The following is an 11633-nucleotide window of genomic DNA, read 5'->3' on the forward strand; positions in this document are numbered from 1 at the left end:
TGGCGGTATTTTTTATTCGCCCTTTGGGGCGAGCCGAATGCTCCTTCTGGCTCCCATTACCCGAAAGTTCATAGTGAGAAACCAGTAGCCTATGTCTGCTTGCCTTATTCTTTCGCGCTATGCTTTCAATCAGCCCTGCCTGCCATAGTTTCCAGAATCGCTTGGGTGGTAAATGGTCCAAACTTCCATGTAGTCGGACCTCATTGTAGATCTTATAAAATCTTCTCAAATGCTGCTCTAAGTCTTTCAATGTCTTGAATATGCCTATGCGTTCAAGGGAGCGACCTAAAATCGAATGAAAGGATTCAATATGCCCATTCTCTTGTGGTGTATATGGATGCGTAAAGACCTGGTTCAAGCCATTTTCTGCCAGGTACTTTTGAACTGAATGTGCTGCAAAGCGAGAGTCGTTATCATTCCTTGTTTCAATTGTTATTTTCTTTTCCATCATCTGGTGGGGCTGTAGATAATTGACAATAACATCTTCCCAGGCGTCAATCACCTGGCTTTGCGTAATTGAATAGGCTACTTGCCAATGAAGCACCATGCGGGTGAAACAATCAATGATTGTTAGAATGAATGCATAACATTGATGGGATACAACCCACTGGAATTTGATATCCATTTCTATGACTTCCAATGGCATCCGTGGATCGACCCGCCGATGCTTGACGTAAACCTTGCCTGGCTTCTTTCTCTTTTCATGTAGAAGTTGATAGTCGCCCATTATCCGGTAAACCTTTTTCTTATTAATGACATAGCCCTGAAGCTGCAAAGCAGCAGTCATTGCCCGATAGCCATAATCCGTCTCCGGATTTGATTTAACAGCAATAATCTCCTTTACAAGTTGATCTGTGTCTATTATTTCGTTGAGTCCGCTTTTGCAGGTCATCTTCGTTGTATAATGGGAGTTTTTACGGCCTCTTCTGCCTTCTTTTGACTGATAATAATAGGCGTGCTTAGTAATTCCAAGAAGTTCCAATGCCCGATCTCTGAGCAGGCCTTTACCAATGAACTCGCGAGCTAAAGTAACTTTCTCAGATGTGGATACTTTTTTTTTAGCATCTCATCTTTTAGCTTGGATTCAAGCTCTTTTTCTGCCAGCAATTGCTTAAGCGCAGCATTTTCCTTTTCCAATTTGCGAACAGCAGACGCATCATAAGTACCCTTGGAGGGTAGGTTGCCATCTGAGCCTAGACTCGAATATTTCTTTTTCCAGTAATAATAAGTTGCCGGATAAAGGTTATACTTACCTAGCGTTTTCTTAACTCCCTCTTTTTCAGCCTCTTTTAAGATACTGAGCTTTTCCTTTTCCGTAAACTTTTTTGTCCCCTTCTCGGTTTGAATCATACCCATAGTTACAATTTTTTTTTGTAATTATGTCCGATTATTTAGGGGAGCGGAACAGTTTGTCTTTATAATGCTGCCTTTAGGTTTAAGCAGTAATTTAACCTGCTCCTCATTTTCCCGATATTCCTTATGCAATTGATAACCATAAACTTACGGATACTCGGCATAGAGAGCAAACAGATTTATGCTCAATCATTAAAATTTAGACACCAATGGACATTTTATCAATATTGTATCTGAATTGATTGCGCAGATCTATTCAAGTTTGCTCATTCAAAGGCCGCATTTACTCATTTAAGTTGCTGATTCACACAGTTACGAAATGAACCGCAAATGTCTGTGTTAATTTTAGTGTCAAAATTAAATGTCATGAAAAAATTACTCACAGTATTAATGATGGTCACGCTGATTGTCAATACCGCTCCTTCCTGCAGGAAAGGAGACATCGGTCCGCAAGGTGAACAAGGTCAGAAAGGAGAAAAAGGGGATAAAGGCGCCAAAGGAGACAAAGGCAGTACAGGAAACGCCAATGTCATTTCAAGAACCTTTAAAGCCGGTAGCCTCACCTGGAAGGCGAGTGTTGTATTTGGAACCAATTATGTTGAAGCCTCCCTCGCGGTGCCGGAACTCACCACAGACATTATCAACAGCGGTGCTGTTATGGTATATGGCGGATTTTTCTGGGAAAGCCCTTGGTCTGCTCTCCCTATTTCCTTTTATGAAGCCGGCAAGACCAACTATTTCACCTTTGGCATAAAAGCTGGGACTGTTACACTAAGGTCACACAATTCCACCAATACCCCTCCAACAGCTCCAAGCATCGACTGGCGGGTAGTTGTTATAAAAGGGAATGCAGCAACCAGCGAGGTTGATCTTACCAATTACAATGAGGTGCGTAAATTTTACCACATAGAGTAATGATTTTGATCATTTTAGCTACCGCATGCTTCTAAGTAACTATTATTCTATCCATGCAGTCTATTTTTTATTGTACAGTCAAAGTTTATCCACCAGAAGGTGAATAAGGCAACGGTAGGCATCATTAGCATTAAATGCAGTTGGATAAAGTAAGTACCATTTCTTCCATCTCGAAGTTAACAATACTAACAGTCTCCTGACGCTTTTCGGGAAAAAAACACATAACTTTATACGTGGTAAAGTATATGCAGTCCAAGCTCCTGGCATTAGTATTATTCGGCTTCCAGTACAGCTCCGCCACTGACATTTTTTACCAATACGCGGTATTGTTTAAGCCACCTTAATTTTACATCCTTTTTGCGGGGCGTGAAGGCTGGCTTACGCTTTTGAATTTCCTCGTCAGACAGATTTACCTATATTGAATAATTATCTACGTCAATATGAACTTTGTCTCCGTTTTGTAAGAGACCGAAGATCCCTCTCTCTGCAGCTTCCGGAGAAACGTGGCCAATATAAAGACCACGAGTTACATCCTTTAATTGAAAATCTATCTGAGCTTCCCGGGCTATCGCCAGCATATGTAAAACCGTATTCGTGCTCTCTCCCATGGCCATATCTACAACAAAATCGTTTCTAAGGGCGTTTTCAAAGAATATTTTTTAGCCCGGACCGTTCCCTCGCAGCCTGATCCTTGACAATATCGCAAATCCTTCTGGCTGCTTTGGGGTAGAGCACCTCTCTTTCAGGTGCCTGTGCTTAAATGGTGCCATTCCCTGACAAAGTAATACCCATCGCGTCCCTCAGTGTAATCATGAAATTTGTCGTAAATATTCCGAAACGATTTTTTCGTTTTTACCTAATACTCAAATGCTTGCGCCTGATGGATTACTTTTGGAACGGCCACTGACATTAATTATATTCTTTTGCCCATCCGATTTCTCCTTTTTTAATAAATTTAGCATACACTTTATTAATGTCATATAGCTTAGGAATATCTATTTTCTGAGACAATAGGAATTTATCGTAGTCAGTCTTATTGCCGAAGCCTTTTTCAATATGTTTATGGGGAATAATTATGAACCAGCCCTCATTCCATTCTACATTATTTTGAATATCAATACTGCTCGTTTTACCAGAATGAATAAAAATCATGTTGTGTAAAACATTTACCTCTTTTATATTCCCGATTCCCATTGGCAGTACTTTTAACCCCAATATCCACTGTTTTTCTCCGTTTAATTGAAGTATCTCGTAGGGTTTAATTAAAGGTACCCTAATTGCATCCCAGGAAGCCATAGTGCTTAAGTAGAATGGGTCTTTGTTTTGAGTATGATTTTCTTTTCCCCAACATGCACATAGAAGAACCGCAAAAACGCATAAACATGTATAAGATGATATTATTTTCATTTGATTATCTATTTTATTGTACTTTGCCAATCTGCACCAACTTGTAAATTGCGATTACCTCCCGCAAGCGTGTGATATATAAAACCAGATACATTTGTAATGCAATTATATGTTAGAGAGCTACCACAGGGAGTCAGATCAGATCTATATTCAGTTAAATGATAGGATATTATTGCCATCCCATCCGATTTTACTGTTGCGGTATATGCAACATTGGCATGGCGAATTGCCCATGTTAATTCGTTGCAAGCGACAGTCAATGCCATTTTGATAGACAACACCAAAGATATCAGTGGTAGTAGTGATCCTGCCGATCTAGCAGTAATATCCGTGGTGCGCTTCTTTAATCTATTGCACACCGTATCATGATATGCCAGAAAGCGCCCTTGCATACTATCGTGATAACGTCCGGTAAATTTAGCATATTATACGTAATCTGGATTATTTTTTAATTCTGGCCGGTGACTATATTTCCATTCACGGCATAGGTATAATTGAATGGGGAGTTCTGAGGTATTAGACGCGCTGCATAATATATGCAACGTATAAGTATTCCAAGAAAATCAAAATCCGACCAACATGATTATGAAGCTAGGTTTTACGACACTCAAATCGGCAAATGTATCAAACAAGATTCTTCAAATCAAGACGAATATGTTTAATGGATAAATTTCGGCAAAGATTGATTTTACAAGGAAGGAATAAAGGGCCTATTTTTTCAAATATGAGAATTATAAAAATTATGCGGAATTTATTAATATTAATAATGGCAGTTTCTTGGATCGTTAAAATGGGTATTCATTACCATTTAGATCTAAAATCCGGCAGAAGAACAGGCCTTCCTCCAGCAGGCACGATTCCCATTCATTATTTTTTCCCTTATGTTGAACCATTGGACAAAATGTATTTAAACGAAAGAAAAGTTTGTAATATTCTTTACTGGCTTTCAATATCTAGCTCTTTAGGGATATTTTTATTCTAGAGCGCTCGCTGAAGTTTAACTCTTAATGTAAGAAAAAATGAAGCCTAAATAAATATTCAAATAAAAAATAATACAACTTGCAAAATTGTTATATTCTTGTGAAACGACTTCGCTATTTGTTGATAGGGATTGCAAACCGAATTAAGTTGGTGGCAGAGCAACTCATTTATGAAAATGTTCTGCCAGGATTCATATATAAAAATTTCGTTAGGTAATAAAGGATAAGAATTGGAACTTAATAATGGCAAAAGTTAGAGGGGAGATATGTGGGTTTTCTTTATATTTCTGATGGATTGTAAGGCGTGTCAATCCAAATTGAATTAAGCACATAATCAATTGAAGTGATGAAAAATGTCAGTCTCTGATTATAATGGCTCGGCTGACCCTATAGTTCTGCTCAGCCGGGCCATTAAATACAATAATCTACTAATTTAATAAATCCCGCCAGAGACTTCAATTCTTTGCCCATTAATCCAGCCTCCACGTGGAGAACATAAGAACGCAACCACTCCGCCGATATCATCCGGTAGTCCTACCCTGCCCAATGGCGTTTCTTTTGCAATAAATTGATTGATCTCTTTATTATCTCTGACATGTCCTCCGCCAAAATCGGTTTCAATGGCACCCGGGGCAATTGTATTGGCTCTGATGCCTCGATAGCCAAGTTCTTTTGCCATATAACGCGTCAGCGAATCAACCGCTGCTTTTGTAGCACCATAGGCTGAAGAACCCGGCAATGAAAATCTAGCCAGACCGGAGCTGACATTTACAATGGCGCCATTATCATTCAGAAAAGCTAATGCTTTTTGTGTCAGAAAATATACCCCTTTAAAATGGATGTTAATAATGCTGTCAAACTCTTCTTCGGTCGTTTTATCAAACGGAGAATAGAGAGCAGTTCCGCCGTTATTGATCAGAAAATCAAATTTTGGATCCTGATATTGGCTATTTAGATACCCGCTGAGCGTTTGAAAAAAACTGTCAAAGCGTTCTGTTTTACTTGTATCTAACTGAAAAGCAGCAGCCATAACCCCTTTTGCTTTCACTTGATTAACGACTTCTTCTGCCTGTTTTTGGTTGCTGTGATAAGTGATAATTAAATCATTACCGTCATCTGCCAGTGCAAGTGCCATATTTTTGCCAAGTCCCCTGGAACCCCCTGTAACTAATGCTACCTTTCTTTTAACTGTATTCATCTTGTATATTTTATTAAAAATTGATGGTACAAAATTCGGCATCATGGCATAAATAACGGTTACGGTAATCAAACAGATCTTTGTAAAATTCAAATAATTCCAAATAATATAGTTTGTTAAATAATAAAGGAGGCCGCTATCAGTAGATTAAGAAAAGGGATGTAATTTATATGGTTTTTGAACGGCGAATAGTATCTTTAACCAGTTATCAAAGCCGGATAAATATTCAAAAATCAAACAAATTATTCAATATGGAATTGCAAAAGTTGTCCTCCTTACATCAGTTATTTGACGATTTTTATAAAGAAGTATATAGACTAAATCCTTTGCAGGCGACTTTCGATGGCGTGCCCGGATATAATGACCAGCTTCCTGCTGAAGATGAGTCATATCTGGCCGAATTACACAACACTTACGCCGATTTTTTGAAAAGATTAAAAGGGTTTGACACTTCAAAGCTGAATATGGACGACGAAATATGTTATTCCATTATGGAAAATCAAATTGAGTCGGTTTTAAAGCTGGCTCCTTTTCATCTGGAGTATATGCCCATTAATCAATTTACGGGATTGCACCTGTATATGGCAATGCTGGGTTCTGGCAGTTCCGTACAGCCATTTAAGACCCTTAATGACTATAATGCCTGGCTAAAAAGATGTAATGCATTTGTCAGATGGACAGAAGTTGCCATTCAGAATATGCGAAAAGGCATTAAAACAAAAATGGTTTTACCTAAAATCCTGGTTGAAAAAGTGATTGGACAGTTACAGGATTTAATTAAACCCATTCATGAATCTGTTTTCTTTGAACCTACCAGGAGTTATCCTGATTCTTTTAGCGAGTCAGATCGCGGACAAATGGATGAAGGTTTTAAAAAGATGATTGAGCAGCAAATGAACCCCGCATTACAGGCTCTGCTGAAATTTTTCCAAAATGAATATTTAGCCGCTGCAAGATCAAGTTCCGGTATCACTGCATTGCCTAATGGGAAACAGTTATATCAGGAATTCATTTTTGCTTCAGTTACCAGCTATGAAGATCCTGAGTCAGTTTATCAGTTAGGTCTTCAGGAAGTGAACAGAATTACCAGAGAGATGGAGAATATCAAAGCTCAACTGGGGTTCAAAGGGACACTAAGTGACCTATTTGAATTCATGAAATCCGATTCTCAGTTTTTTCCCTTTAAAACGGATGCAGCGGTTCTGGAAGCTTATCAGAATGTTTATGACCGGATTAAGCCCTATTTATCCGATTATTTTGGGGTAACGCCTTTATGCCCTTTTGAAATCAGAAAGACGGAAGAATTCAGGGCTGCTTCTGCCTCTGCAGAATATGTTCCGGGCGATATCAATAGCGGACGGCCCGGAGTGTTTTATGTTCCTATTTTAAATCCCGAAGAAATAAACGTCACCAATGATGAGATGGAAAGCCTGTTTTTGCACGAAGCGGTTCCAGGGCACCACTATCAGATCAGCCTTCAATATGAAAACATTGCAGTACCATTATTAAGACAAAAATATTGGAGCAGCGCTTTTGGAGAAGGATGGGCGCTTTACTGCGAATCACTAGGAGAAATGCTAGGAGTTTTGACAGACCCTTATCATAAATTAGGGGCTTTGGGCGCGGAAATGCACCGGGCTGTTCGTTTGGTTGTGGATACGGGACTACATATGGGTAAAATGACGCGCGAAGAGGCTATTGCTTATAATATGGCTCATGAACCCATTACCGAGGTTTCCGCTATAGCAGAAATTGAACGGTATATGTCCTGGCCGGGTCAGGCACTCTCGTATAAAATCGGGGAATTAAAGATAAAACAGTTGCGGGATAAATATAAGGAACAACTCGCAGAGCAGTTTAGGTTAAAAGATTTTCATGATGCCATTTTAAAGGGAGGAGTCATGCCGCTTGATATTTTTGAAAAATACATGGATGGTTGGGCATCAAATTTAAAAGGTACACATGCTTAAAGGAACCTTAAAACACCCAAGTGCTTTTAGGTTGGAAAAATAGATCGACCTGATCGAAGCTGCGCCAACTTATTCTTACCAGCAGGCAAGGACATTGACTGTTGAAGTATGTTTTTGGGTGTTTTTAATTTAATTGCAAAAGATGGGCGATTTTGGGCAATACTTTATTTGGATATGGAGTCAATCTTATGGTCATAAAATACCCATACGGCAATCATTATTGCCAGGGTTAAAATAGTGATTAGTAGATAAACCCACTTTTTGTCCTTTTGATTTGGTTGCATAATAAACCAAAACTAGCTATTGTCCTTTATAATCTAAAAATTGCTGGCGGACAAAAAACGGACATGAGTAACGAATAGAAAATCAATTCATTGATTAGCAGATTTGTACTTTCTTGTTAAGCATTAACCTGCATAAGAAATACTTCCAAAGACGCTTCATCTGATAACCTAAGCCTGGCTTTTAGTCTGCGTTTGCTTCTGGAAACGCTTTCTTTGGCAATGCCCAACGCATTGGCGATTTGCGCATTATTTAGTTGCAAATGAATTAAAGCCGTTAACCGCTCCTCTGCCGGCGTAAGGCTGCCTGCTAATCTTTGTAATGCGGGATAGAAATGAGGATAAACCTGGATAAATTCAATTCTAAACTGGTCCCAGCCCTCATTTGTAATAAGAGAATACGCTAGCAATTTATTTTCAAGTTGAAGATGATTCTCTTTTTCAGTTGGCTTAAGCGTTTTTAAGTGCTCAATTAAAACCTCGCTTTTTTGAATCCTTTCGGTGAATGTTTTGATTTGTTCTTTAGCTCGCTGAACTTCTAACTCTGCTAATTTTTGTTTACTGCTGATCTGTTCTAAGGCCAGTCTATGCTTGATCCTGTATCTGTTATAGGCTAAAATGGCGATGACTGATAATAATGCTAACCCAATTAGAATAGCCAGCCTGATATTCTTTTCCTGACGGATGTCCTTTTTTGCCACCTGAAGCGCACTGTCCATTTTATTAAATTCAATGCGACTTTGCAGCGCTTCAGCTTTCTGGCTATTGTATTGCTGGTCCAGTTTGACTTTAAAATCACAATACTCCCGATAATAATAAAAAGCGCTGTCATAATTATGCAGTTGGTAAAATACGTGACTGAGCTGTAGGCTGACACTCATTTTACCTAGATTATTATTTCCATACCAACTATATGCAGTCCGCCAGTTTTGGAGCGCCTGTCCATAATTATGTGTCTGAAAGTCAATAAGGGCTATTGCATCTTTGGAAATTGCAGCATCTTGTAATTGGTTAAAACGAACACTGGATTGAATATTATCTTCTAACAAGGGCCTGGCTGCCACGTAATCTTTTTGCATTAGTTTTTGATATCCCAGACCGCCTTTGGCTATTCCTATCCATATTTGTTGCATCTGAGAGCCTGGTGACAGTTGTAGTGCATTGTTTTGTAATGCCTTATAATAGTATCCAACACTGTCTATTATACCTAACTGTTTATAACTGGCTCCTATATAATCCAGGGCCAGCACCCTTCTTTGTACTATTTCCGGTCCGGTCTTACCCGCCATTAAAGCAATCGCTTGCTTACCATATATGATCGCAGCTCTGTATTCTGCCGCCTCATACATATTCATACTAAAATTGAGCAGGCGCAGGTAGAATAAGGGAAAATGTTCAATACCAATGTTTTGTTGCATTTCTACAGCGCGCATCGCATAATAGGAATTATCCCGTCCGTTAGTAAGTCTTGGATATAATGAAAATAGTTCGGACAATAACTGGTCATCTCCCATCAGCCCAGCCATTTTTAATGCTTTTTGTAAATGCCGTTTGTCTGAAGGGGTGAATTTAATTTTAAGCTCATATTTGCCTAACACCTCATAAATCCAGGTTCGGATTAGTATTCTGTCATTTTGGTGGCGACTTAAATAATTATATAACTCTAATAATCGTTGTCTGAACACCTTTGGGTCTTTGTGATATTTTAAGTCGGCATAACTGTATTCTGCTTTTGTGGTCTGGGAGGTGTCCGAGGTATTCCAAAGCCGGATAAGCTCCCTGGTGGTCAGCTGTTGACTAAAGCTGACGCAAGTGATAAGCAGGCCAATCAAAAAAGCAGCAAGTTTCATATTGGAATTGTTTGAATGGGGTTTTATCTATGGCAAATTTAAGATATCCTTTTGAAAACGACCAGTTTAGAGTGAAAATTCACCTACAGCTTCTTTAAAACTACCCTATAACTTGTTCCCAAATACTTCCTTATTCAACATCTAAGCAGTTCTGTTATCATAGCGGATACCTGACGCAATTGGAGGGTAACAATGAAGCCCATAATATAAATTCGCGAAAAACAAAGAACATAATCTATTGTTTATCAAATAAAATGTAAAACTTTCAACTTTTTTTCATTCCTTTTATCTGAAAATAATTGAAGTTTTCGGTTCAATGGATCAGAGGAGCCGTTATTCTAAGAATTGTCACGCCTTCACAAAGCAGAGCTGGCTAGCCCTCCAAGCAGCCAGCTTCTCTCCCATTAAATGAATAGGGATACTCTATATATTCTAATCTTCCTCAACATTTGTGAGTTTGGCATTTAAAAAATAGGTGCCGTTCGTTACAATAGAAGCCTTTTTATCAATAGGTCCGATGAAATTAACAGCAGTATAACCCATTTGTGAAACACCGGTAAAAACCTGTGTCTTTTTGAAAGATCTGCCAGCAGCCGGATTACCTGTATTATCCAGGACTACAAATACATAATCCTTGCCGCCTTCATGGATGATCGCATCTTTGGGTACAGCGGGAGTAGCTGTTTTATTCAGGCTTACAATGCCCGTAATATTCATCTGATCAATCATGGCGGATTTATCGCTATTGACACGGCAATGCACTGGGATGGTCTTGCTATCTTTCTCAAAGGCCGCTCCGACACTATAGACTTCCGCGTCGTATTCCTCCGATGGATTATTGGTCAGCGTAAAATGTATGATTTGTCCAATTTTGATCAGCGGCAGATCTTTTTCAAAAACCTGTAAATCAAGGTGGAGCGCATGGTTATTGACTATTTCAGCAACCGGACTGTTGGGATTCACATAACTTCCTATTTCTGCATACACCTGACTAACGGTTCCCGTGACAGGACTGGTTAGCGTCAGCGTAGAACGCATATTGCCGTTTTTTAGACTTGCAGGGTTAATCCCCATCATTATTAATTGTTGCCCGAGCGCTGATTTGCGGGTCTGAAGGGCGCTGAGATTAGCCTTTGCCTGCTGCAGGTTTTTTAAAATTCCGGCCTGCCCCTCATGGAGTGCCTGTTGACGGTTTAATTCCTGTTCCGCCAAGGTTATTTTACCGCCAAGCGCAATATATTCTTCCTGCATTTCAATAAATTCCGGATTACTGACTGTGGCAATAAGCTGGCCTTTGGACACCTGGCTGCCTAATTGAATATGCAGGGTTTTGATCACACCGCTGAATAAGGGAGTGGCTTTGCCTCTATGCTCATTGGGTACTCTTAATGTACCATTTGCCTTTATAGTGGCGGTCAACTCCTTTTGCTCAATTCTGCCCAGTTGGAGGTTGATCGCCTGCATCTGTTCATCGCTTAATTTTACGATGTCGTTACCGGTGGTTTCATGGAGGGTGTCCATGGCGGATGTGGTATCCTTGTTTACGGCCGTAGTATCCGCCTTGTGATCACCACAGGAAATGACCATACTGAGCAATAACACACATAGCATATTTTTTGCCATGGAACGCCGTATTTTATAAGATTTTTCAGTGATCTTATGCATGATTTGGAGGGTTG

General features: G+C 39.4%; 9 protein-coding genes. 2 read left to right on the forward strand and 7 right to left on the reverse strand.

Features of this window, described 5'->3' with window-relative positions; translation table 11 throughout:
* Positions 1-982, reverse strand: a 982-nt coding sequence (locus BLU80_RS18280; RefSeq protein ID WP_139188203.1) for an integrase core domain-containing protein, incomplete at its 3' end; no start/stop codon positions are given.
* 41 nt (positions 983-1023) lie between these two features.
* Positions 1024-1356, reverse strand: coding sequence for a transposase (locus BLU80_RS18285; RefSeq protein ID WP_211481900.1), 333 nt, complete (start codon positions 1354-1356; stop codon positions 1024-1026).
* A gap of 363 nt (positions 1357-1719) precedes the next feature.
* Between BLU80_RS18285 and BLU80_RS18290 the strand changes: the two genes are divergently transcribed.
* Complete coding sequence (locus BLU80_RS18290) at positions 1720-2268, forward strand: collagen-like protein (protein WP_091401284.1); 549 nt, start codon at positions 1720-1722, stop codon at positions 2266-2268.
* A 413-nt stretch (positions 2269-2681) separates the two neighbouring features.
* Here BLU80_RS18290 and BLU80_RS19790 read toward each other — a convergent pair whose 3' ends face one another.
* From BLU80_RS19790 to BLU80_RS18310, 3 genes are all read right to left on the reverse strand, one after another.
* The gene (locus BLU80_RS19790) at positions 2682-2924 is read right to left on the reverse strand and encodes a dihydroxy-acid dehydratase domain-containing protein (protein ID WP_262482942.1); all 243 of its coding nucleotides are present in this window, start codon (positions 2922-2924) and stop codon (positions 2682-2684) included.
* A gap of 253 nt (positions 2925-3177) precedes the next feature.
* The gene (locus tag BLU80_RS18300) at positions 3178-3675 is read right to left on the reverse strand and encodes a hypothetical protein (protein WP_091401285.1); all 498 of its coding nucleotides are present in this window, start codon (positions 3673-3675) and stop codon (positions 3178-3180) included.
* Between the two features lie 1413 nt (positions 3676-5088).
* Positions 5089-5853 (reverse strand): SDR family NAD(P)-dependent oxidoreductase, encoded by a 765-nt coding sequence (locus tag BLU80_RS18310; RefSeq protein WP_091401289.1) that lies wholly within the window; start codon positions 5851-5853, stop codon positions 5089-5091.
* 251 nt (positions 5854-6104) lie between these two features.
* Between BLU80_RS18310 and BLU80_RS18315 the strand changes: the two genes are divergently transcribed.
* Positions 6105-7823 carry a DUF885 domain-containing protein gene (locus tag BLU80_RS18315; protein ID WP_170831290.1) on the forward strand — a complete coding sequence of 573 codons (1719 nt, stop codon included), beginning with the start codon at positions 6105-6107 and terminating at the stop codon, positions 7821-7823.
* 400 nt (positions 7824-8223) lie between these two features.
* Here the strand turns inward: BLU80_RS18315 and BLU80_RS18320 are convergent, their stop codons facing one another.
* Together BLU80_RS18320 and BLU80_RS18325 are read right to left on the reverse strand one after the other, a co-directional pair.
* Positions 8224-9954 carry a helix-turn-helix transcriptional regulator gene (locus BLU80_RS18320; RefSeq protein ID WP_091401293.1) on the reverse strand — a complete coding sequence of 577 codons (1731 nt, stop codon included), beginning with the start codon at positions 9952-9954 and terminating at the stop codon, positions 8224-8226.
* 432 nt (positions 9955-10386) lie between these two features.
* Positions 10387-11577 carry an efflux RND transporter periplasmic adaptor subunit gene (locus BLU80_RS18325; RefSeq protein ID WP_091401316.1) on the reverse strand — a complete coding sequence of 397 codons (1191 nt, stop codon included), beginning with the start codon at positions 11575-11577 and terminating at the stop codon, positions 10387-10389.
* Positions 11578-11633: the final 56 nt, after the last annotated feature.

Origin of the sequence: Arachidicoccus rhizosphaerae (assembly GCF_900107765.1) — a bacterium.
GTDB classification, from domain to species: Bacteria; Bacteroidota; Bacteroidia; order Chitinophagales; family Chitinophagaceae; genus Arachidicoccus; species Arachidicoccus rhizosphaerae.

Excerpts from the sequence above, each read along its gene's own strand:
- BLU80_RS18290 (WP_091401284.1), top strand. The coding sequence starts at position 1,720 with ATGAAAAAATTACTCACAGTATTAATGATGGTCACGCTGATTGTCAAT.
- BLU80_RS18285 (WP_211481900.1), bottom strand. The coding sequence starts at position 1,356 with ATGGGTATGATTCAAACCGAGAAGGGGACAAAAAAGTTTACGGAAAAG.
- BLU80_RS18320 (WP_091401293.1), bottom strand. The coding sequence starts at position 9,954 with ATGAAACTTGCTGCTTTTTTGATTGGCCTGCTTATCACTTGCGTCAGC.
- BLU80_RS18325 (WP_091401316.1), bottom strand. The coding sequence starts at position 11,577 with ATGGCAAAAAATATGCTATGTGTGTTATTGCTCAGTATGGTCATTTCC.
- BLU80_RS18310 (WP_091401289.1), bottom strand. The coding sequence starts at position 5,853 with ATGAATACAGTTAAAAGAAAGGTAGCATTAGTTACAGGGGGTTCCAGG.
- BLU80_RS18300 (WP_091401285.1), bottom strand. The coding sequence starts at position 3,675 with ATGAAAATAATATCATCTTATACATGTTTATGCGTTTTTGCGGTTCTT.
- BLU80_RS18315 (WP_170831290.1), top strand. The coding sequence starts at position 6,105 with ATGGAATTGCAAAAGTTGTCCTCCTTACATCAGTTATTTGACGATTTT.